This is a genomic window from Bradyrhizobium sp. 14AA (assembly GCF_054185205.1).
On sequence record NZ_JAVAYM010000035.1, the window covers coordinates 37,034 to 59,617 of the forward strand.

A 22,584-nucleotide genomic window follows, 5' to 3' on the forward strand; every position below is an offset into this window, starting at 1 on the left:
GACCGCTAATGATCGAAGCTCTCTCGCGCGAGCCGATCCAGAAATTTGGGGAAACTTTCAAAGTGCAAAGCAAGGCAGTTCCGTTGAGCCAGATGCTCGACGTTCTCGTGCCCGAACAGACCGAGGCGGACCAGTTCCGGGGTCACAGTCTCGACTGGGGGATGCCATACGTGTTTGGCGGCCAGTTCGTGGCCCAGGCGCTTGCAGCCGCCGAGCTGACCGTTCGGAAGGATCAGAGCGCACATTCGATGCACGGCTACTTCTTGCGAGCAGGCGACGCGAGCAAGCCGGTTATCTACCAAGTGGACCGCTTGCGCGACGGCAAGAGCTTTGCGACGCGCCGTGTTGATGCCATGCAGGATGGCCGCGCCATCTTTACTCTAACGGCGTCGTTCCAGTGCGAAGAAGCCGCATTCGAGCACCAAGATCTCAAGCCCAAAGTACCCGGTCCGGAAAATCTCCTGTCGCATCGTGAGGTCGTTCGCAAATACGTCGATAGGACCCCGGGCGCGATTGGCAGGGACCTATGGATTGAAAGTGCTATCGAAGTCCGTCCTGTGGGTTTGGACGACATCCTGACCCGAGAGGCAAAGCCGCCGCTTCACCGCGTTTGGTGTCGCGCTGTCGACAAACTACCGTGCTCCCCGGCTTTGCACCGGTATCTGCTGGCATTGTTGTCGGACGTGCAACTGATGTCCGTGGCAATGCAGCCCCATGCGCTCACATGGGATACACCTGGTTTACAAGCCACCAGCCTGGATCACGCCATCTGGTTCCATCGCCCATTCCGAATGGACGAGTGGCTCCTGCACGTCATGGAGAGCCCGTCTGCAAGTGGCGCTCGCGGCTTTGCTCGCGGCCAGTTCTTCACAAAAGACGGTCGATTGGTCGCCTCTACAAGCCAGGAAAGCCTCATGCGCCTGCTCTAGGCGCAGACGAATGGCCGCTCAACAGAGACAAAACACAAAGACGCTGGTGTTGCGAACGGCTGCATCGCAAGTGATCGCTTGCGAAGAATAAGCGCCTTCGTGGAAACCTTGCTGATCGTCCGCCTAATCATTCTGGGACTACTGTGTACGTTTGATTAAGCCGCGCCCTCCCGTGGTCAAGTTGGTCAAGAGAGAGAGCCGGTGCGAACTTCAGTGTGCGGCGCGACGCAATCAGGTCGAGCGAGTTGCCTTTTGAGGTTGTTCGCACACCCGTCCGTTTCTCCGCTTTCATGCATGCAACGGATCACTGACCCTGCCGTTGCCGGCAGGCTTTGCGTCGGCGTACACGTCCTGTCCCCCAGGCACGACTACAGGCAGTGACGCGCTGTTTGAAAGCACGAGTAGCGTCGCGCTCTATCTGAGGAAGGAGTGTTTTCCGAGCCGAACCCTTCAAGACGGGAGGTTGTCCGCCGCCAAGCTAAGCTCTCTCCGCCGAGCTCCATGCCACCGACCTATCGGTGTCGGAGGTGATTTCTTCTAAGTATTCTAACGGTCTATCGACGGCTAACCCGCCGGCCCCCCGGCTATTTCTCGGCCGCAGCATGGACGACCACATGAATACGGCGCGATCAATGCCGCGCGGGTACGCTTATCAACGCCTTGATGGAGGCACTTTGGCGCGACGCGGCCGATTGAGGCATGTGGTCACCAGCCTGTGTTGCGTTCGACAAGTTCGCGGTTGACCAGCATGCCGATTGCATCCTCAACACTAAAGGGCTCGAGATCGGGCATCGGCGCTGCTTCTCGAAGGCCTTGTCAGGCCTAGCCTGATCAACCGCTCGTGGGTTGGCTGGTTGAGAATGCTGGATTGCTTGCTTTGGTTGACGTAGTCGCCCCGTGAGCGCTTGTTTGACGATCTCCCGCACCTTGCCGATTCCGCCGCGTTCGCCTAGCGCTTGGCTAACTCCGACGGACTGATTAGATTATCTATGGCAAGTCGCATAGGGTAGTCCAACAGGTGCTGGCTCGTCTCAGAGGCTACAAGCATCGCGTCGCCGACAATAGGCGTCTAATCTCGCTAGCCAAGGCAAGGTCAGCCTTTCGGCAAGGACTATCGGCAGAATCGACAAACCAAAATCAAAGTGATGACGCTTTGCTGCCGATGAGTCCATTCTTTCCCTGCTCCCGCATCCGACGGCTTCCGCAACAGGCGGGTCGCTATTGGTACAAGTTTATGACCGCGATAGCGGCCCAAGAGTGAACCGGAGCGCGTGACGGATCGGTGCCTTGAAGCGCCGAACGGCGAGATTTTGCAGAAATTGAACATCTTTATGCGGATGTTCGCCCATTTTGGGCGAAGCCTTTAGAGTATTGCGTTGTCATGTTGCTCGAAACGGCCGACCAAGTCCGTACAGGAGAGAGGTTGTGACGTGCTTCGCCAGTCCCCAAGTCAACCAGGAACCCACTAATATGACCCAAAAGGCGCTTACCGTTCTCCTCAACAATCCCTCCGCCGAAGCATATGCGCGGCTTATAGGTGAGCGTTTCCCGCAAGTTCGTACAATCGTGGCCCCAGACTCTAGCCGACTCAAGCAGCACATAGGCGAAGCAGACGTGCTGCTCGCGTTTCATTTCCCAGTTGAGGTATTCGAGCACGCGAAGAAATTGCGCTGGTTCCAGTCCACCGGCGCTGGTGTCGATTCCATCGCGCCGATCCGCGATCAGGTGGGGCACATTACCGTGACCAATGCGCGCGGCATTCATGGTGAAATCATCACTGATTTTGTGATGGCCGGCGCAACGATGCTGCATTGGGATTTCCCGAGGTTCTTGGGCGAGCAGGCCGAACGAAAATGGAATCCGCGCTATGTGGCGCCATTGGCGGAGAAGACGCTCGGGGTAGTTGGGCTGGGTTCGATCGGCGCCACGATTGCGCGGCGGGCGAAGAGCGCCGGAATGACCGTCGTCGGATCAAAGCGGGACATTTCCGTCCCGGTCGAAGGTGTCGATCAGCTCTTCGCTTCCGACGCGCTCCATGATCTGCTGCCGCTCTGTGATTTCGTGGTCTTGGCTCTCCCCGCAACGGCGGACACAGTGGGGCTGATCGGCGCGGCCGAGATCGCGCGCATGAAATCAGGTGCGTTTCTGATCAACATTGCCCGAGGTAGTGTCGTTGATGAGGCGGAGCTGGTCAAAGCGCTTCAGGCAGGCAGGATCGCCGGAGCGATGCTCGACGTGTTTGAGCGCGAACCGCTGCCGCAGGACAGTCCACTCTGGGCCATGCCGAACGTGATTGTGACGCCGCATGTAGCCGGAAGCCCGACGAACTATGCAGAGCGCGTGTTTGGGATCTTTGCTGATAACATCGAGCGGTTCATGAAAGGGCAGCCGCTGAAGAATGTCGTGGATCTGGCGCGCGGCTATTGACACGAATTGCGCAGAGGAAGTGGCCTGACAATGTCCCTGACTTCCTCTAGCATGTTGGGTGCGCGCGCCTGAACATGTAAGGGATGCGTGAAGTCGAGAGACCGCCTGTATTGATGAGGTTCGGTGACATCAAGTCTGGCGCCTATGAGCTTGCCTCGATGGGCTCTACGCTTCCAAACTCGCACGTTACGAAAGATTGCCAAAAGAGCGGGAGTCGGTATTCGGCTCCCGCCGTTGCTTCAGGTAGCGCATCCGGTCCTTGTGCGGGATGTGCTGGGACAGCGCCACTTTCCCGGATGGCAAAGATCCGGAGACTTTCGCCGAGTATTTTGATTCAAGAACGTTCCAAGGCTGCACACCCTGCATAAGTCTCTGGGTGCCACTGGACCAAAAGCTACGCAGCAAGTGCAAAGGTAGGCGCACTCGCCACTATCGCAGCCCACTCGGCCGAGATGTTCCGCTGGGACGCGGTCGCGCGGCGTTGCCATTGCGAGCGCGGGCCGCCAGCCAAAGGGCATCGGCGAGTAAACCTCGCAGCAAAATCCACACCGAGCGACCGAATGATGCGTGCCGATTTCTGCGACGTCGCGCTTATTCGATTGACGCCCTGGCCCGCTGCCCCTGCTTATTAGATTGTGGACCATACACTTGGCGCCTCGCGCTCCTCACAGCTCACAGTCTGACGTCGCGCGCAGGATATCTGCTCGAAGTCGTCAAATATTAGCCAAATTCAGATCGCGCTCGCCGGTACGATAAACTTAGTCGCCGGTTTGGTGCGGCTCAACTCGTGAGCGACCCGTCGGGACGCAGGCTGCGGCGGTACCGAGAAATAGCACGCCGTATGGCGCGATCCGGAAGGTTAAAATCGATGTCTGAAAGGTCAAGGTTCATGTCTGAAGGTGCGACCCCCGTTTGCGAGAGGCTGCCGCGCGCAGTTGGACTGCTTGGGGGTGGGGTGATCGGCGGCGGGTGGGCCGCACGGTTCATTCTCAATGGGGTAAACGTGCGTCTATACGATACGGCGCCAGGTGCGGTCGATCGTGTCCAAGAACGGATCGATAGGGCGCGTCGCGCGTTTCGAAAACTGACGCAGGTGCCGCTGCCAACCGAGGGATCGATGACCGTCGTGGATTCGATTGCCGACGCCGTGGATGGCGTTGATCTTGTGCAGGAGAACGTGCCGGAGCGCCTTGAGCTTAAACAGCAAGTGCTCGCGACCGCGTGCCGAGCGACGCCGCCCGAGACCCTGATCTGTTCTTCGACCTCGCAGCTGCGGCCGACCCTGCTGCAAGCGGAGATGCCACGTCCTGAGCGTCTCGTCGTGGCCCACCCATTTCAACCCGTATATCTGTTGCCTCTGGTTGAGTTGTGTGCAGGCGAGCGCACCGCGCCCGAAACGGTTTCGCGGGCGGCCGAGATATATCGGGCGATCGGCATGCACCCGCTCATTGTGCGCAAAGAGATCAATAATTTCATTGCGAACAGATTGCAAACTGCGCTCTGGCGCGAGGCCCTTTGGCTCGTGAATGACGATATCGCCAATGTCCAAGAAATCGACGACGCGATTCGGTACTCGTTTGCGCTGCGCCTACCTGTATTGGGCCAAATCCTGACGTACTACGTTGGCAGCGGCGAGAAGAATATGCGGACATTCGTCGAAAAGTGGGGCAAGTGGGCCTCAGCAAATAAGGAGCCGCAAACCAAGCTAGGCGAAGCACCGGATTACACAGACGACTTCCTGAGCAAGCTCACGGAGCAGCAACTCGCGCGTGAGGCGGCTGAGAACATGAACATTGCTGAATATCACGAGAAACTGGATGAGGGCGTTGTCAGAGTATTGCAGGGCTTGCGCTCCGCGGAATGTGGCGCGGGGGAAGCGCTCGCGCGGTGGGAGCAGTCGCTGCGCAATCGCATTCCTTCTCCCTGACAAAACTCGCGCGGTAGCCAATACGCCGGATCTGCCGGCGGGGCCCTCGGCTAACGTGGTTCAGTAAACGACCCGGCTCCTCCGGGCCCCGCCATTCGATTGTGCAAGTTCCCGGCGACGTTATTTAAGAGGTCTGTTCAATCTAGTAAATCGATGCGGCTATCGCGTGTAACCGCAGTATCGCTCTATCGCCGTCTGCGACAACGGCATTCGCTTGATGGCTTGAGGTAGGACGAGCAGCTTATTCATTGGCGCTAAGGATGGTTTGAGAATCTTCGCGATTGCCAGTGCGAGCCCCAGGAAGCCAGCTCGGCCTTGTGCCGGCGCATTCTTGGGGGCTCGAGCCGGCGCGGAGGTTGCAATCGTCAGAAACAACAGTGTGGTCGAATCTTCGACGAGCTCCGCAGCAGCGAAAGCGCCAGCCGGGCAGGTGAGGGAAGGCAGGAGATGGGGGGCACGAACAACGCCTTTGTAAGGTTTTCCGATGTTCAGAAAACCTATGACGGCGAAACACTGGTCGTAAAAAATCTCAACTTGGATATTGCTGCGGGTGAGTTCTTGACGATGCTCGGGCCCTCCGGCTCGGGCAAGACGACGACTCTAATGATGCTCGCAGGATTCGAGGCACCAACTCAGGGTCGTATCCTTCTGGAGGGACGTTCCCTCGACAACATGCCTCCCCACAAGCGGAACATCGGCATGGTTTTCCAGAACTACGCTCTATTTCCGCATATGACCGTCGAGGAGAACCTCGCCTTTCCGCTCAAGGTGCGCAAGCTCGGCAAGAGCCAGATCGAGGCCAGGATCAAGAGAGGGCTCGACATGGTCCGGCTCGGCGCCTATGGCAAGCGCCGTCCCGGTCAACTTTCCGGTGGCCAGCAGCAGCGAGTCGCGCTTGCCCGCGCCCTTGTCTTTGATCCTAAGCTCGTGCTGATGGACGAGCCGCTCGGCGCGCTGGACAAGCAGCTCCGAGAGCAGATGCAGCTTGAAATCAAGCATATCCATGAGGATCTGGGCGTCGCCGTGGTCTATGTCACGCATGACCAGAGTGAGGCGCTGACCATGTCGGACCGCATCGCGGTGTTCAACGATGGGGTGATCCAGCAACTCGCCACCCCTGCCGAGCTATACGAGCGGCCGCAGAACACTTTCGTCGCCCAGTTTATCGGCGAGAACAATCGGCTGCGCGGCAAGGTCGTGGAGACGAACGGTACGACTTGCCAGGTGGAGATTGCAGGCGAAGGAAACGTACAGGCGCTGGCGATCAACATAGGGGCGATCGGTCGGCCGACCGTGCTGTCGTTGCGTCCGGAGCGAGTGAGGCTGAACCCTACGCCGGGTTCGCTACCGAATGTCTTCCGCGCGAAAGTTGCGGAGGTGATCTATCTGGGTGACCACGTGCGCGCCCGGGTTTCGGTCTGCGGCCATGATGATTTTGTGATCAAGTTGCCGAATTCGGAAGGCGCGGTGCAGGTCGAACCCGGTGCGGTGATCACTATCGGCTGGACCACGGAGGATTGTCGGGCGCTCGACGCCTCATGACGATGACAGAGGCACCGCCGACACGACGAGCCGCATGTTTGAGAAGCCGCTTCAATCTAGGGACGGCATAGAGGGGGAGAATAAGACGATGAGGACATCCTTGGTGATCGCGGTCGCGTTGTCCGTGATCGGACTTGCGATTAGCGCTCTCGTGCCGCTAAAGCCTGCCTTCGCAGGTGATCAAATGACAATCGTCTCTTGGGGAGGGGCCCTGCAGATGGCGGAGCGCAAGGCCTATTTCGAGCCGTTCTCGAAGGCGACCGGGATCAAGATCACTGAAGACGAGTACAGCGGAGAGGCCGCCAAGATTCGGGCCATGGTTCAGTCCAAGACCGTCAGTTGGGACGTAGTCGACGGGTACTCGCTCTGGATTCCTCAACTGTGCGCCGAGGGTGTGCTGGAGACAATCGATTGGAAAAGGCTGGGCCTCGATAGGACGAAGTTCACAAGCAACGACCAGTCTGACTGCGGGGTGCCCTCGGTCATAGGTTCTACGGTCGTCGCCTACGACAAGGACAGGCTGCCGAACGGCCCGATGTCCATCGCTGATCTATTCGACACCCAGAAATTCCCTGGCAAGCGCGGCTTATGGAAGAGTCCCATCGGCAATCTCGAATGGGCGCTGGTTGCCGACGGCGTGCTCATCAAGGACGTTTACAAGGTCCTCGGCACTCCCGAGGGGGTCAACCGCGCCTTCAAGAAGCTTGATACGATCAAGAAGGATGTTGTCTGGTGGACAGCCGGCGCCCAGCCGCCGCAACTACTGGCTGACGGCCAAGTCGTCATGACTGCGGTCTGGAATGGTCGCATCTATGATGCCATCAAGAACACAGGCAAGCATTTCCAGATCATGTGGGATGCCGCGGTATGGCAGGTGAGCAACATATGGGTGATTCCCAAGGGTGATCCACACTTAGACGATGCCTATAAGTTCATTGCCTTCGCCGCTTCGCCCCAAGTGCAAGGTAATTTGACACGCTACATTCCCTACGGGCCTGCCAACAATGACGCGGCAGCGTATCTCGATCCCGCCGTACTGCCCGATCTTGTGACTGCACCCGATCACGTAGGCAATGCTCTGCACATTGACGCAGCCTTTTGGGCTGACCGTCATGATGACCTAAACCAGCGCTTTACCGCCTGGCTTGCGAAATAAGGACACAGGACAGCGAGGAATTTTCGCTTTCCTCGCTGCCCTTCACCGACGAATTGAAACGAGATGAGATATCGATTGAAGCGACGATGGTGGTCCGAATACGGGAATTTTGGGAGAGCTTGCTCCCCGGTGTTTAAGCTGCAGCGGGTGAGCGGCATCGCAAGCTAGAATCGCCAGCATAGGGATGAGCGCAGCAGGAACGCCAATGCCCCGCCTGATGCATTGAAAAAGCAGCGGTATTGCGCGTTCCACGATGTGCTTGTCAGTCGTTTCGATGTGGGCTGGATGGGAAACATCCAGCTCGGCCTGACAACGCGCTTGTCGCATAGGCGTTGCAGCCCCGTGTCGTTTGAATGTGGTCGTTCCGGTGAGTTGGGATCACGAATTACGGGCCTCAGCCGGAAACTCAGGAGCAGCACAGGATCATTGTTCAGGCTAGTGTTAGACCGCCATCCACCGCTACCGTTGAGCCTGTAACCATGTTGGCACCGAAACCGAGATAGACAATCACTTCGGCAATATCGGCTGGTTCCGCAATACGTTTGAGCAGGGGCTTTTCAATACCTGCGCGCAGTGTCTCTTCTGGCCAGGTCATCCATGGGCTATTAATGAACCCTGGGGCGACGGCATTGACACGTACCTCAGGAGATAGTGCCCGTGCAAGGTTCTTCGTAAGGCTTACGACACCCGCTTTTGCGGCAGCGTAGCCTATGGTGCTGCCGCGCAAATCAAAAGCAGCGACTGATGCAACGTTTACGATCGCGCCCTTTGAAGCTTTCAATGCTGAAGCTGCAGCTTTACTGCATCGGAAAACGCTAACCAGGTTCACCTGAAGAAGAGTGTCCCAAAGTTCTTCCGTCACGAGATCCAGACGCGCCGGTGGAATGGGTTCTCGCACGCCCGGAGCGCCAGCATTGTTTACTAGCAAGTCCAGCCGCCCCAGTGCAGATAATGCGTTGGAGATCATCTCCTTGGCGGATTCCGGATTTCCGACATCGCCAGGAGCCGCGATCACTTTACCGATCGACTCCAGCTCTCCAACTGCCGCCGGTCCCCGTGGATCACCGGGCAAAAAATTCAAAGCCACGACTGCACCGGACTCGACAAGCATTTTCGTAGTGGCAAATCCAACACCACTTGCCGCGCCCGTCACAAGCGCGGCCTTTCCGTTCAGGTTGTAAGAGATCATCGACCTGCCCCTCTCGTTTGATGGCTCCCCACATTAGCTCCCCATTTCGCATCTAGGCCGGCAAAGAACTCGCACTTTCCGCAGAAATCAAGCGACCAACCTTGGAATATCAACGTTCGGCCCGAGCAGACTTTGAAGTGACAAAAGCCGGACAACCTCTGGTTCTTGTACGCTGCCATCACTGATCGGGACGAAGAACAGTCTCGCGGACAACGATACGGCGTCGCTCACCCGCCATCTGCATCTGAACGGAGCGCCATTTGCTGGCGGTTCTCGCTCGACAAAGGGGGAACCGAAATTACATCGCGTCGCAAGTCTGATGGACTAAAACAGAGCGAACTTATTCTAGTCGTCGTAGGTAGATTCGCCAGCCTGCCGACAGCCTAAAGATTCTAACGAACGCCGTTCGTGTTCCAGAACAGCTACGAGCATTTGGGCTTGGGTGTTCCCAATACTGCTCGCGGTGGCGATGCGTGGTTTGTGTCAAGGCAACTCGCTGCCGATATCCGCGAAATGATTAACGACGGATTGCGCATTTTCGCGACGATCATGGCAGAGTTTGCCGGTTTGGCGGCGTGCTCTTCGCAACGTCTCGATTCTACTTATTCACTAGCGGGGGCCAACAGCCGCTGCCGATCCGTGCCAGTACCCGGCCATTTTCCCTTCTGTAAATTATATCAGCTTTCAGCCATTTAGATCGTCTTCCCCTGCATTGGTGCAGAATTGCGGCCTCAGCAGGAGCCAAATGGACCATTTTCAGCTTGAGTGTGCATTTAACATCCTCGCCCGAGATAATAAGCGCTTGTGAGCTAAGTCACAGGGAAAAGACGCAACAAAAGGGAGGAAAAAAAGGGAGGCATGCGCGATATGTCCAGCTTGTTCGGTGTTATCCCGAGTTCGATCGTGCGCCCGTCAAACGGCCATTCGCGCTGGACAAGCAGCTCCGAGAGCAGATGCAGCTTGAAATCAAGCATATCCATGAGGATCTGGGCATCGCCGTGGTCTATGTCACGCATGACCAGAGTGAGGCGCTGACCATGTCGGACCGCATCGCGGTGTTCAACGATGGGGTGATCCAGCAACTCGCCACCCCTGCAGAGCTATACGAGCGGCCGCAGAACACTTTCGTCGCCCAGTTTATCGGCGAGAACAACCGGCTGCGCGGCAAGGTCGTGGAGACGAACGGTACGACTTGCCAGGTGGAGATTGCAGGCGAAGGAAACGTACAGGCGCTGGCGATCAACATAGGGGCGATCGGTCGGCCGACCGTGCTGTCGTTGCGTCCGGAGCGAGTGAGGCTGAACCCTACGCCGGGTTCGCTACCGAAAGTCTTCCGCGCGAAAGTTGCGGAGGTGATCTATCTGGGTGACCACGTGCACACCTAGGTTCAGTCTGCGGCCGGAGGATCGTCGGACGCTCGACGCTCGTGACGATGACAGAGGCACCGCCGACACGACGAGCCGCATGTTTGAGAAGCCGCTTCAATCCTAGGGACGGCATAGAGGGGGAGAATAAGACGATGAGGACATCCTTGGTGATCGCCGTCGCCTTGGCCGTGATCGGCCTTGCAGTGGGTGCGCTTGCGCCGGCGAAAGTCGCCTTTGCGGGCGATCAACTGACTGTCACCTCTGCGGGTGGCGCCTATCAGGCCGCCGAGCGCAAGGTCTATTTCGAGCCGTTCTCGAAGGCGACCGGGGTCAAGATCACTGAAGACGAGTACAACTTCGAGTTGGCGAAGATTCGTTCCATGGTCGAAACGAAGACCGTGAGTTGGGACGTCGTCGAAGCTTATGGGTCGATGACGCTGCGAATGTGCACCGAGGGCATTATCGAGACGATCGACTGGAAGAAGCTGGGCCTCGAACGAACGACGCTTATGGGCGCCGACACTCAGGACTGCGGGGTGCCGACGATGGCCGCTGCCACGGTCGTCGCCTACGACAAGGACAAGCTCCCGAACAGCCCGATGACCATCGCTGACCTATTCGACACCCAGAAATTCCCTGGGAAACGTGGATTATGGAAAGACCCCGTAGGTAATCTCGAGTGGGCGCTGATCGCGGACGGCGTGCCGATCAAAGACGTCTATGAGGTCCTCAACACGCCCGAGGGCGTCGACCGCGCCTTCAAGAAGCTCGATACGATCAAGAAGGATGTCGTCTGGTGGACGGCCGGCGCCCAGCCGCCTCAACTACTGGCTGACGGCCAAGTCGTCATGACCGCTGCTTGGAACGGCCGCATCGCCGATGCCGTCAAGAACTCCGGCAGGCATTTCGAGATCATGTGGGACGCTGCGACGATGGGCTATAACTACTGGGTGATTCCCAAAGGCGATCCGCGGCGGGACGATGCCTACAAGTTCATCGCCTTCGCCTCTTCGCCTCAGCCACAGGCCAATTTAACAGCTTATATACCCTACGGGCCGGCCAACAAGGATGCGATCGCGCTTGTCGATCCGGCGATCCTGCCCAACCTTCCGAATTCGCCCAATCATATGGTGCGTGCTGTGTGGAGCAATCTCCCCTTCTGGGTTGAGAAGGGCGATGAACTGCACCAGCGTTTTACCGCTTGGCTTGCGAAGTAGAACAAGGTCTGGTGAGGAGGACTTCCGTTCTCCTCACCGCCTCGAATGGACGATCTAGCATAAGAAGAGTGGGAGAGGAGTCGATGGCGACGATGGCCGTCCAAATCGCCGGCAGTCCCGACGGCATGCCGTTGCGGATCAGGCTAAAGCGGGTCGAGCGTCGGCGCGGCTTGAGGGCTTTCACCCTTGTCCTGCCGCTCCTGCTGTTCAACCTCGTTGCCTTCGTCTTGCCGATCGGCCGGATGATGTTCAACGCCATCCATGACGATACGCTGCTAGCGCTGATGCCGGCAACTACGACAGCGCTACGCGATTGGGATGGCAAGGACCTTCCCGAAGAGCACGCCTATGCCGCTCTCGCCGCGGACCTCAAGCAGGCTTCTGCGCAGAAAACCGCGGTAGCGATCGGCAAGCGGATTAACTATGAGCTGCCCGGCGTCCTCGGCAAGGTGATATTGAGCGCGCGCAAGGCGAGTACGCTTTCTGCTCCGCCCTACAAGTCTGCGCTGATCGAAACCGATCCACTCTGGGAGCGGCACGAGGTCTGGAGTCTGCTGAAGCGCGGACAATCGGCCTATACGGCCTTCTACCTTCTGCGTTCCGCCGATTACCAATATGGACCCGACAGCCAGATCGTCGCCTCACCGCCAGAGAACGCGATCTTCCGCGACGTCTTTTTGCGTACGCTTGGCATCAGCATCGCGGTGACCGCCGCGACTCTGCTGCTGGGCTTCCCCGTGGCCTATCTCCTGTCGACATTGCCGCCCAGGAGTAGAAATCTGCTCATGATTTTGGTCGTGCTGCCATTCTGGACCTCGCTGCTAGTGCGCACGACGGCTTGGGTCGTGCTCCTGCAGCGGCACGGCGTCGTTAACGACCTGCTGCTGGCGCTGCATATCATCTCGCAGCCCGCGGAGCTCATCTTCAACCGGATCGGCACGGTTGTGGCCATGACCCACATCCAGCTGCCCTTCACGCTTCTACCGATCTACAGCGTAATGAAGACTATTTCGCCCAGCAATGTCCGCGCCGCTCGTTCGCTTGGCGCCGGACCCTTCTACGCTTTCTGGAAGGTCTACTTCCCCCAGACCCTGCCGGGGATTGCCGCAGGTTGCCTGCTGACCTTCATCCTGTGCCTAGGCTACTACATAACTCCTGCGCTCGTCGGAGGACCGGCCGACCAAATGGTCAGCTACTTCGTGGCCCACTACACCAACGAAGAGCTCAACTGGGGTATGGCCTCGGCCCTTGGCGCCATCCTGCTCACTGCGACGCTAATGCTCTACTTTATCTTCAACAAGCTGGTCGGCGCCGACCGAGTCAAGATGGGGTCGTAGCCATGGCCGCTTCCGCCTATGCCTCGCCAATAGAGAGGGGCTGGTACTACCTGCACCGGCTGATCTGTGGGGCGGTGCTGCTGTTCCTGATTGCACCGATCCTCGTGATCATCCCGCTCTCATTCAATTCAGTCCCATTCTTCACGTATCCGATGCCGGGTTTGTCCCTTCGCTGGTATCATGAGTTTTTCTTCAGCGGCCGGTGGCAGGGCGCGCTACATAATTCGATCTTCGTCGCAATATCGGCCACGTTGCTGTCGACCGTGCTGGGGACACTTGCCGCGCTTGGGCTCAGCCGGCCGAATTTCCCCTGCCGCACAGCGGTAATGAGCGTATTGATCTCTCCCATTATCGTTCCGGTCGTCATCACCGCGGTCGGGGTGTACTTCTTCTATGCAGATGTAGGGCTGCTTAACACCTTTGCTGGATTGATCCTGGCGCACACCACGCTGGCCGCGCCGTTCGTTGTCATCACCGTGACTGCGACACTAACGGGCTTCGACCATTCTCTGACGCGCGCGGCGGCCGGGCTTGGTGCGCGGCCGATCACAGTTTTCTTCAAAGTGACCCTGCCACTCATACTCCCAGGCATGATCTCTGGTTCGTTATTCGCTTTCATCACCTCCTTCGACGAGGTGGTGGTCGCCCTCTTTGTGGCCAGCGCCGACCAGCGCACGTTGCCCAAGGTGATGTTTTCCGGCATCCGCGAGCAAATCAGTCCGACCATCACTGCCGCCGCCACGGTGCTGATCCTGTTCTCCATCCTGGTGCTGGCCACAGTTGAGCTGCTGCGCCGACGGTCGGAGCGGCTGCGCGGGATCCGTAACACCTGACCGCATGTTGTGACGTTCTTTTCCATCTCATGACGCTGCCTCATCAGCGTCATGCACCGCCACGCTATTCACCGCATCGGCCCTCCTGATAGCGCCAAACTCTGCAGGGGGGGGTGGGCTGGCCTGCCAATTCCTCGGCGACCAGATCCAATGATGAATGTCGACCAAAAATGGCGCCTCGTTATGAACGGGGCAGCCATGTCCATTCGCCTGTAGAGCGCAGGAAGTCCTCAAAAACAGGCCCCAAGTCACGGGATTTAGTCATAAATTGCCGATGTTTTGCATTAATCAACATCGACGGCGTTGCTAATTTCAGAACTCAAGAGTTTGTGAAGGTCACCAGGGTTGACCAATAGAACAGCTCGGCAGGAGGCGGTCGCACTATGACCAAGCACGTACCCGGCGTCTCCGAAATGTCTGAAATTTCCGTCCGTGCAGCTTTCGCGCGGACAGCTCACGGACCACAGCCGAGAAACCATCACGTTAATACACCTCGCGCGAACACGCGGTTCTTCGTCAAGAATGCGATCCTGGCAGCCCTTTCCTTGGAGGACCTCGCGGCGCTAGGTGAGTTCCTAGAGCCGATCGTACTCAGAGAGCGTATGCTCCTGCAAGAGCCAAGAAAGCCTCTTGATCACGTCTATTTCGTCGAGTCCGGCCTCGTCTCCTTAAGGATTGTTGCGCCGGGAAGCATCCTTGAGACGGCTGTAATAGGTCATCGAGGTGCGGTCGGAGCCACGGTGTTATTTGGAGCGCATCTTTCGACCCATCAGTCGGTTGTCCTCTTTCCGGGAAGCGCGCATAGGATACGCATCGAAGACTTGCAACGCCTGATGGATCGGTCTCCTGCTCTCCGAGAGCATCTGCTTCGGTACGTGCAGGCGCTGAGCTTGCATAGTGCTCAGACGGGGTTGTGCGGCGTTCGGCACGATCGCGAAAAGCGCCTTGCATCTTGGCTTTGTTTAGCCAGTGATGCAGTTGCTGCTCATGTTCTCCCGGTTACTCACGAATATCTCTCTTCCGTATTAGGGCTTCGCCGGGCAGGAGTTACCGAGACGCTGATCCGCTTTGAAGGACAGAATATAATTCGCAAAACGCGCGGCGTCCTTCAGATCGATCAACGTATCTGCCTCGAACATAGGGCATGCTGTTGTTACAAAGTCATTTCGGGCGCTTATGCTTCAACCGAGCCCGCGATTTCAGAAATCGAGTCAGTCACTAAAAAAGAAACTCGAGGGCTGTTGCTCTCGAGTTGAGACAATAAGCGAGGCCCACAATTATCCAGCTTGCGTCGGGACGACGGTCTCCCGTGCCGGGTGGACGCGCTGCCAATCAAGCAGTTCGAGCAGCGCCGATAATTCCGATGCCGACAAACGCATTACGCCATCCTCGATCTTCGGTCGGCGGAAGACGCCTTTCTCGAGCCGCTTGACGAACGGGCACAAACCTGTCCTGTCCCAGAAGATCAACTTGATCCGATCCGCGCGCTTGGCACGGAACACATAAACAGTGCCCTAGAAGGGATCGGCCTTCATGTGTTCGCGCACCAACATTCAAATCTCTCCATTTCCTTGCGGAAGTCGACCGGCTTGGTTGCCATGATCACCCGGACATGTGGATCTGCGCAGGTGCCTTGTCAGGAGTTGCCTTGGGCGGCGGCATTGGAAAATGCCTTGCTGAGTGGATTATCACGGGACGTGGTGCCATTCTCATCCAAACCGTTGCGCCGACGCGCTTCAATGGTGAAGATCCATCTAATTTGCAGGCTCGAGCCAAATCGGGCGTGCCACGTTCGCCGGTGGCTTGACAGTATTTGGCATCTTTCTAGGCGTCTTGTTCCAGGAACTCCTGCTCATGCTGGGAAACGCCTCTGTGATCAAGTTCTACGGAGCGCATTCGATGTCCTGCGCGCAGCTGGAGCGACGTACCTCGCCTATCTTGCCTACAAGAACTTTCGATTCTTCTTTTCCAGTAGCCGACCCCGCTTGAACACCGTTTATGTAAAGGATTCGAATGTCATCCTTCAGGGGTTCGTGACAAACATTACGAATCCCAAGGTTATACTTCTCCTATTGTGCCTTCATTCCTCAGTTCAACGCGGCTGATAGGGGCAATCTTGGACTGCAGATCTTGATTCTTCTGACCACCCTCAAGTTGAACGGCGTGCTTTTCAACGGACCGGTCGCGGTGCTAGCTGGTTACACCAAGCGCCGTCTGTCGCATCGCGATTCGCTTGTGAGCTGGAGTGCGTTACTCGCCGGCATTGTCTCCTCATCATCGCAGCCATTGTCTGGATTCAGATTCCATTCAAGTGGTTAACTTGGAGAACACCATGCACATCACCGAACAAATGAAGACCATTGCCGCCAACCACTCGGTCGGGGTTGTCGGCACTGTCAATGCTGACGGAACGCCAAATGTCTCTCCAAAAGGCACAATGGTGGTTCTGGACGACGATACGATCATCTTCGGCGAGATCGCGTCGCCAATCACTCTGGCTAACATCATTGAGCGGCCGGCAATGGAGATCAACTTCGTCGATGTCTTGGCGCGGCGCTGCTTTCGTGCCAAGGGCGAAGCTGAAGCGCTGCCCAAGGGCAGTCAAGAATTCAACGCGCTGCGGCCGCATTTCGACCGCTGGGGTGAACTGGCCGACCCTATCCGCCATATCATCCGCCTGCGAGTGACCAAGACGTCGGTCGTCGCTACCCGCGCTTACGCGCTAGGCAGAAATGAAGAAGAGCTTAAGGATCATTGGAAAGCTCATTTCGCTAACCTCACCTGAATCCCGTAACTAGTCACAATTCGCTTGGCCATGGCCTCGAGTGCTTGAGCGCGATACACCCAAGTCAGTAGCTGATCGATGTCGCGGTTTTGAAGTCCGTTGACGATCCTGGTCAGGACATCGGTGAGCCAGGCGAGCGGATCGATGTCGTTGATCTTGCAAGTCTCGACCAGGGACGCGACGACGGCCTAGTGTTCGGCACCACGGTCGTATCCGGCAAACAGTCCGTTCTTGCGACCAAGCTTGATGCCACGGATTGATCGTTCGACGGTACTGATCTCGAGTTACATATGGCCGTCATCGAGGAGCGCGTCAGACCTTCCAAGCGCGAGAGGGCGTAGTGGATGGCCTCGGCGAGCTTTATCTTCTACTGATGAGAGCCAGTTTGGCGCGCAGCCAGCCCTTGAAGGCGTCAGCCAGCGACCGGCTTTTCTGCTGCCGCACGAGGCGACGTTCCTCGACGCCGCGGCCGTGGATCTCCTTCTCGATCGCATAGAATGCGGCAATGTGCTTCAGGGCTTCGCTTGCGATTGGAGCAGGGCCGGCTGTCGCGAGTTCGTAGACGTTAAGCCGCATGTGCACCCAGTAGAAGTTGAGATCGACTCGCCAGGGCAAGCTTTGGGTAGGCGTTGTAGCCATCGACCTGCAGGACGCCTTTGAAGCCCGCAAGATGACTGAACACCCGCTCGGCTTTGCGGTCGGGTGCATAGACATAGGCGATGCGGATCGAGCACTGGCACGGTCACAGTAAAGTCGCATCGCCACGCAGGCGCATCCCACGCCAGCCGGGTATCCTTGAGATATTCACGGTCGCCCGCGCGTCTGCTGTGTTGATCGTACGAAATGTACGGCTGATGATATTCAAGGTACTAAACGGACGCTTGTGACGCCGCTAGAGCACGTTAAGCAGGAGAGCGCGCCTCTCCGTGCGTTTCGTACAAACGTTTCACTCCAATAATGAACGCAATCTGTCAACGTGACAACGCGAGCGGCGGAATGGTCCGCGCCGCGACGTCACTGGTTCGCTCTACTGGGTGGCCTTCGAACAAGGCCTGTCGTCGAAAATGCTTGGGGGCAAAGATGGCCAGTTTCTAAATGAGGCTGTCATCTTGAAGTTAAACATTGGAGGTCTTTTATGAAGATGATGAAGAGCCTTTTGCTAGGTTCGGCTGCGGGTCTGATCGCAGTAGGCGGAGCACAGGCTGCCGATCTCCCCGTTAAGGCCAAAGCGGTCGAGTACGTGAAGATCTGCTCCCTATATGGTGCTGGATTCTACTACATTCCTGGCACCGACACCTGCATTCAGTTGGGCGGCTACTTGCGCGCTGAGATGGGGGTGAACACGAACTCGCTGGTGACCGGAAATATTGCAGGCGCTGGTGGCGCGCAAAATCGGTTCACGAACGCCTTCACTTGGCGTGCCCGCATGCAGCTCAATGTGGATACGCGCACGGCTACAGAATACGGCCTGGTCCGTACCTATGCCAACATAGCAGACACTTGGACGGGCGACACCTACGCGGGCACTGGAGCTGGAGGGACCGTCTACTCGCTGAATCCGGGTACGACTAATGGCGGTGCGCCGGGGAATGGGACGGGAGGTGGTGTCGGCCTCGGCTCGATCGGGCTCTACTATGCGTTCATCCAGTTCGCTGGGTTTACGATTGGTAAGGCGCAAGGTGCATTCAGCATGCCGTGGTCGGCCTATCCGGGCAATAACTTCGACGGTCTGGTCGGTGGCGGTGGCAACTGCTGTGGTGTCAACCAGTTCACCTATACCGCCCAGTTCGGTGGTGGTGCATCTGCATCGTTTTCGGTGCAAGATCCGACCGCGTACACTCAAGCTGGCGTACAGAACGTCGGCATCGGCGCAGGCGGAATTGGCACTGCTGCTCTCGGTCCGTTTGGAACAAACGACCTGGCCGGAACAACTGCTCCTGACCTCGTAGCTGCGGTTAGTGTCGATCAGGCCTGGGGCTATATTCAAGGCTCAGTCGCTGCACATGACAACCATGCCGCCTACTACGGTGCCACCGAACCTACTGGCCATCCGAACGATAAGTGGGGCTGGGCTGCTCAGCTGGGTGTCTCGATCAAGAACATCCCGACTGGGGCTGGAGATACGATCAACGTTTCAGGCGTCTATACGGACGGAGCGACCCGCTATAACTTGTCCGAGTATGCCAGTCAGGCTTCCGGCGCGACGGTCTTTGGCGGCACAAATCTACCTGGAGCCTACCAGAGTATCGCTTTCGGCTTGGCGCCCGACACAGTGTTCGGAAATAACGGAGGTTCTCAGCAGCTGATCCAAACTTGGGGTATGCGCGGCGCGTATAACCACAATTGGGATCCCTACTGGAGCAGCTCACTCTACGGCGCATACGCTCGCGTCAGGTACAGTGACGGTGCCAAAACCTTGATTTGCGGCAATGGTGTTACCGGCGGCTCATTCCAAGCCTATTACGGCGCGGGTGTCACCTCATGCAACCCGAACTACAGCATTTCGCAGCTTGGTTTCGTTACCAGGTGGACACCCGTGAAGAACCTGACGTTCTCGACTGATCTTACCTACACTCATCTCGCTCAGAATATGGCGGGCACGATCGCTTACCCTGGCAGCAATTCCATCGGTAAGCCAGCAACCACTTACGAACTCAAGAGCCAGGACACCTTTACCGCCCTGCTCCGAGCTCAGCGCAACTTCTGATTAGATTAGCAGCAAAGGAGAAGCACCACACCGACGTTAACCTCCAAGGAAGGCCTCCGGTGTGCCCATCGGAGGCCTTTTCCTTTTTGCAGAAAGCTTCCGTCTATCTCCGTTGCCGTGCCGTCGGAATTTCTGAGATCGCCGTGCGGCCGGCTACTGTTTTTCGACTGGACCCTTAGCGCAACAACCGCTGGACCAATTGGTGCGCATTCACCGAGCAGCAGGTCGCCGGGCGCAACAATCTGGCTTTCCCAATCACAGAGGCTTCCTAAGATCTGCGCAGAGAATGCGCGCGACGCGGCTCAGCTACCGATCGTAACTGGCATGAGCTTCCGCATCGGCCGTGATTAGCGGGCCGTTGGTAGCGGATCGGCATCCAGTACTGTTGCAGCACTTCGACTGCCGCCAGAATGCTAAGGTGGCATTAGAGAAGCCACTGTTCTCACCGACTGTTTTGGCCGTGCTTCGAGCAGCGGACGGTCCTCATCGTCGCGGCAATGCAGCAGAATGGGCTGTGACAGACCGTGATGGAGATTGCTGGCGTCCAGCAACTGCACACCGATATCTTGAGCCGCATCGCAGCGTAGAGGCCTTGGCACCAGGGCCGTGCATCGATGTAGCCACTGGCTCCGCGCTGATGCATCGTCCGGGGCGGTCGACAGGGTGTTGTTGATCTCGTTGTGGCGCAGCGCGACGGCCGCAGCGGACTCTAGGATGCCGCCATGGTTGAATGCGTGGCGTCGACGGCGAGTACCGGGCAGATCCAGACGGGCGGCCTGATCGACACCGGCCCGGTCAAGATCGCGGCGACGTAGCCGTCGAGCACGGAAAGTCTAGTGGCGACGGGGTGCCGCTCGGCACGCGCCTGCAGCCAGCGCTCGAGTTCGTCGAGCGACATCGCGGCTGCCGCTATCGATGGTGAAGAAGATGACGAACGGCGGCGCCGATTGATGGTAAGCGTCGTTCCGCTCCCACCTTCTCGCGGCGCGTGGGATAGCGAGTTCACGATCTCTTTGAAGGCTTGTGTCCATGCTTGACCATAGGCTTAAGTCGGACACCGGACCGAAGACATCGGCGAGGTGCTGGACGTCGTCCCGGCGATCCTGCGGGTACTGCGCACGATTCGTCACAAATACGCCTGCCGCGGCTGGACCGGTCAGATCGTATGCAATCAGCGGTCGGTGGCTCCGCCCGGATACGTGCCCCTCCCAGCTCTATCTCGATCATCCGCCAAGCTTGCCTGGGGGCGATGCCATCTGCGGCAGCTCCTTAGGCGCGGACGCTAAGTGGTCCGGCTCGTCTGCCGTCGCCGGACCGCTCTCGTTCGCAATAAATCCGCTGGATTCCTGATTGCCACTGATAGCGGCATCGGAGAAAGTGCAATATCCGCAGGTCTCGGCGACCCCTCCGAATGAACAATTGAAGAGAAACCGAAGCCGAACTTTTCGCACGGCGCTCTGGCTCTCCAGGGAAGAGTAAAGCTGCCAAGAGTGCTCAGAACCTATATCGCAGGCCGAAAACATCGTGGTGCCAACTACGGCGTCAGCAGCTAACCTAACCCGAATCTCACGCCGCAGCTAGTCATCACATCCCGATAGCGCTCGTGTCGCACTCCGCAGGCCTAGAGACTCCCACGGCACGGCACGACTGTTATGGCTTGTGGGCTCACAAAGCGAGCTTGGCAACAAACCGCAATTTGCCGCTGGTTAACACCAGCAGCAAAAAAAGCCCTCGACCGTGAGGGCTTTTTCGACAAATGGCGTCATGCACCTTCGAAGGACAGTCGAAAGGAGACAACAGGCTAAGTGAGACTACTCAGCCACGAACATAGTGACTAGCGGATCGGGACCGGCCCCACGCGACGCGTGACCATGCACTTTCTTGTCGAAGACGGCGCCAGCGGGCAGCACGTCCGCAGCATAGAAGCAATCACCAGGTTTGAAAATCCGAGAACTTCCATCCTGCAGAATAATCTCCATTTGCCCTCCGAGAATGATTATCCAGCACGCGCTGCCCATGCAATGGAAGTCGTAGCTAAAGTCTGCAGGGCTCTTGCGCAGCCGGTAGCTACTGCACGCGACAGGTGGCGAGAGGCGGCTAAGCGGCGAGCCTTCGGAGAGATCGATGTTCTCTTCACGAAAGCGTGCGCGGCCGTCGGAATCGGTGAATAGGATAATCTTTGTGAACACGCTCATAAATGCCTCGTAGTGACTCTGGTTAGCTCGCTCAATGAGTAAGAGCGCGGATAGATTTTGATGTCGCTGCAACCGACGTTTGCTGCGCCTAGTGCTCATTGCATCAAATCCAGTTGCGCAAGATATGGGGTCCCCTTGAGCGGAAATGAGCTAATACATCGTCTCCTTCGACCGAATTCTGCGCCAATGTCCCGACCTCCGATCAAAATCGTCGAGCGGGTGATCTTCGGCGAGTCCAACACGAAAAACTGCTCAAAATGATCAAGCATCACCCATGGTCGCGCCCGACTGACTCGTGCCGCAAATCGGTGGTGTTTTGCGGTCCGAAAATTCTCAGGAGGCCGAGGCGCTGGGGCGTTGGCCCTCAAGGCTCAATTCGAACTGATGGAGAAGGCCAGGTGAAGACGGTCGACGACATCGGGCTGACGGTATGATCTACCCCCTTACCCAGGCTATGCACTCATCGTCACCCGCGACGCAAAGTACGTGATGTACTTGCAGATCTACGACTCGGGTCCGTCAACTTCGTGTTCCTGCAGCAGGCGACTGAGCAAAGGCGCCGAATAACAAGGCTCAAGACCCGCCAACGACCTGATGACGATTTCGTCGCGAGATCCCCCTTACGATGCGCCTGAGATTGTTAAAACATGCGGTCCGCTTCGCTCGGAATGCTGGCTCGGGTCATTCGACAAATGCACGATGCGTGAGATCAGGTTCATTTGTATTCTCTTTTTTGCTAAACCCGAACTTAGGCGTTTAACACGACGCACTGTACGTTTCTCTATCTTGACCTGCTGAAAAGCGCGCGAATGCGGTTGATGGGGGACGTGAGGCTCCGGGACAGGCTGTCTCGTCAAGCTTCGTCTGGAGTCTCGATCGGAATGGCAAATCCAGCCTTTACGCGGTCCATCACGACCATGGTCTTGAAGCCCTTGATGTCGGAATTTTCATAGAAGAAGCGCCGGGTGAACTG

The 22,584-nt window shown here is 57.5% G+C and carries 19 protein-coding genes and 2 pseudogenes; 15 read left to right on the forward strand and 6 right to left on the reverse strand.

What is annotated here, in order from left to right; translation table 11 throughout:
* Nucleotides 1–8 precede the first annotated feature (8 nt).
* From RAD15_RS39215 to RAD15_RS39235, 5 genes are all read left to right on the forward strand, one after another.
* On the forward strand, nucleotides 9–929 hold the full coding sequence (locus RAD15_RS39215) for an acyl-CoA thioesterase domain-containing protein (protein ID WP_458184056.1): 921 nt from the start codon (nucleotides 9–11) through the stop codon (nucleotides 927–929).
* A 1,470-nt stretch (nucleotides 930–2,399) separates the two neighbouring features.
* Entirely contained in the window at nucleotides 2,400–3,356 is a 957-nt protein-coding gene (locus RAD15_RS39220; protein ID WP_458184057.1) for a D-2-hydroxyacid dehydrogenase, read from the forward strand.
* Nucleotides 3,357–4,245: 889 nt separating this feature from the next.
* Nucleotides 4,246–5,283 carry a 3-hydroxyacyl-CoA dehydrogenase NAD-binding domain-containing protein gene (locus RAD15_RS39225; RefSeq protein WP_458184058.1) on the forward strand — a complete coding sequence of 346 codons (1,038 nt, stop codon included), beginning with the start codon at nucleotides 4,246–4,248 and terminating at the stop codon, nucleotides 5,281–5,283.
* A gap of 447 nt (nucleotides 5,284–5,730) precedes the next feature.
* Nucleotides 5,731–6,825, forward strand: coding sequence for an ABC transporter ATP-binding protein (locus RAD15_RS39230; RefSeq protein WP_458184059.1), 1,095 nt, complete (start codon nucleotides 5,731–5,733; stop codon nucleotides 6,823–6,825).
* Nucleotides 6,826–6,913: 88 nt separating this feature from the next.
* Complete coding sequence (locus tag RAD15_RS39235) at nucleotides 6,914–7,981, forward strand: ABC transporter substrate-binding protein (protein ID WP_458184060.1); 1,068 nt, start codon at nucleotides 6,914–6,916, stop codon at nucleotides 7,979–7,981.
* Nucleotides 7,982–8,411: 430 nt separating this feature from the next.
* Here RAD15_RS39235 and RAD15_RS39240 read toward each other — a convergent pair whose 3' ends face one another.
* The gene (locus RAD15_RS39240; RefSeq protein ID WP_458184061.1) at nucleotides 8,412–9,170 is read right to left on the reverse strand and encodes an SDR family NAD(P)-dependent oxidoreductase; all 759 of its coding nucleotides are present in this window, start codon (nucleotides 9,168–9,170) and stop codon (nucleotides 8,412–8,414) included.
* Nucleotides 9,171–9,578: 408 nt separating this feature from the next.
* Here RAD15_RS39240 and RAD15_RS39245 point away from each other — a divergent pair, with 408 nt between their 5' ends.
* The 6 genes from RAD15_RS39245 to RAD15_RS39270 all read left to right on the forward strand — a co-directional run bounded on the left by RAD15_RS39245 (nucleotide 9,579) and on the right by RAD15_RS39270 (nucleotide 15,180).
* Complete coding sequence (locus tag RAD15_RS39245) at nucleotides 9,579–9,866, forward strand: hypothetical protein (protein WP_458184062.1); 288 nt, start codon at nucleotides 9,579–9,581, stop codon at nucleotides 9,864–9,866.
* 257 nt (nucleotides 9,867–10,123) lie between these two features.
* Nucleotides 10,124–10,555, forward strand: a complete 432-nt coding sequence (locus RAD15_RS39250; protein ID WP_458184063.1) for a TOBE domain-containing protein — start codon at nucleotides 10,124–10,126, stop codon at nucleotides 10,553–10,555.
* Nucleotides 10,556–10,689: 134 nt separating this feature from the next.
* Nucleotides 10,690–11,754 carry an ABC transporter substrate-binding protein gene (locus RAD15_RS39255; RefSeq protein ID WP_458184064.1) on the forward strand — a complete coding sequence of 355 codons (1,065 nt, stop codon included), beginning with the start codon at nucleotides 10,690–10,692 and terminating at the stop codon, nucleotides 11,752–11,754.
* Between the two features lie 83 nt (nucleotides 11,755–11,837).
* Complete coding sequence (locus RAD15_RS39260) at nucleotides 11,838–13,091, forward strand: ABC transporter permease (RefSeq protein WP_458184065.1); 1,254 nt, start codon at nucleotides 11,838–11,840, stop codon at nucleotides 13,089–13,091.
* A gap of 2 nt (nucleotides 13,092–13,093) precedes the next feature.
* On the forward strand, nucleotides 13,094–13,924 hold the full coding sequence (locus RAD15_RS39265; RefSeq protein ID WP_458184066.1) for an ABC transporter permease: 831 nt from the start codon (nucleotides 13,094–13,096) through the stop codon (nucleotides 13,922–13,924).
* 383 nt (nucleotides 13,925–14,307) lie between these two features.
* Nucleotides 14,308–15,180: a Crp/Fnr family transcriptional regulator gene (locus RAD15_RS39270; RefSeq protein WP_458184067.1), complete on the forward strand. Its 873-nt coding sequence runs from the start codon at nucleotides 14,308–14,310 to the stop codon at nucleotides 15,178–15,180.
* 21 nt (nucleotides 15,181–15,201) lie between these two features.
* Here RAD15_RS39270 and tnpB read toward each other — a convergent pair whose 3' ends face one another.
* Nucleotides 15,202–15,426: an IS66 family insertion sequence element accessory protein TnpB gene (gene tnpB / locus RAD15_RS39275; RefSeq protein ID WP_458184068.1), complete on the reverse strand. Its 225-nt coding sequence runs from the start codon at nucleotides 15,424–15,426 to the stop codon at nucleotides 15,202–15,204.
* Between the two features lie 237 nt (nucleotides 15,427–15,663).
* Here tnpB and RAD15_RS39280 point away from each other — a divergent pair, with 237 nt between their 5' ends.
* Nucleotides 15,664–16,029 (forward strand): LysE family translocator, encoded by a 366-nt coding sequence (locus RAD15_RS39280; RefSeq protein WP_458184073.1) that lies wholly within the window; start codon nucleotides 15,664–15,666, stop codon nucleotides 16,027–16,029.
* A 227-nt stretch (nucleotides 16,030–16,256) separates the two neighbouring features.
* Nucleotides 16,257–16,709 carry a pyridoxamine 5'-phosphate oxidase family protein gene (locus tag RAD15_RS39285; RefSeq protein WP_458184069.1) on the forward strand — a complete coding sequence of 151 codons (453 nt, stop codon included), beginning with the start codon at nucleotides 16,257–16,259 and terminating at the stop codon, nucleotides 16,707–16,709.
* Here the strand turns inward: RAD15_RS39285 and tnpC are convergent.
* Nucleotides 16,688–17,430 (reverse strand): annotated as a pseudogene (tnpC, locus tag RAD15_RS39290) (IS66 family transposase); the annotation flags it as partial. The gene RAD15_RS39285 and the pseudogene tnpC overlap by 22 nt on opposite strands.
* 414 nt (nucleotides 17,431–17,844) lie before the next feature.
* Between tnpC and RAD15_RS39295 the strand changes: the two are divergent.
* Nucleotides 17,845–19,416 (forward strand): porin, encoded by a 1,572-nt coding sequence (locus RAD15_RS39295; RefSeq protein ID WP_458184070.1) that lies wholly within the window; start codon nucleotides 17,845–17,847, stop codon nucleotides 19,414–19,416.
* Nucleotides 19,417–20,125: 709 nt separating this feature from the next.
* On the opposite strand, the gene RAD15_RS39300 is transcribed toward RAD15_RS39295, so the two are convergent.
* A complete protein-coding gene (locus RAD15_RS39300; protein WP_458184071.1) occupies nucleotides 20,126–20,314 on the reverse strand; it encodes a hypothetical protein in 189 nt (62 codons plus the stop codon).
* A gap of 172 nt (nucleotides 20,315–20,486) precedes the next feature.
* On the opposite strand from RAD15_RS39300, the gene RAD15_RS39305 reads away from it, so the two are divergent.
* The gene (locus RAD15_RS39305) at nucleotides 20,487–20,702 is read left to right on the forward strand and encodes an IS66 family transposase zinc-finger binding domain-containing protein (protein WP_458184074.1); all 216 of its coding nucleotides are present in this window, start codon (nucleotides 20,487–20,489) and stop codon (nucleotides 20,700–20,702) included.
* A 525-nt stretch (nucleotides 20,703–21,227) separates the two neighbouring features.
* On the opposite strand, the gene RAD15_RS39310 is transcribed toward RAD15_RS39305, so the two are convergent.
* The gene (locus tag RAD15_RS39310; protein ID WP_458184072.1) at nucleotides 21,228–21,611 is read right to left on the reverse strand and encodes a hypothetical protein; all 384 of its coding nucleotides are present in this window, start codon (nucleotides 21,609–21,611) and stop codon (nucleotides 21,228–21,230) included.
* A gap of 853 nt (nucleotides 21,612–22,464) precedes the next feature.
* A pseudogene (locus RAD15_RS39315) lies at nucleotides 22,465–22,584 on the reverse strand (ArsR family transcriptional regulator); the annotation flags it as partial.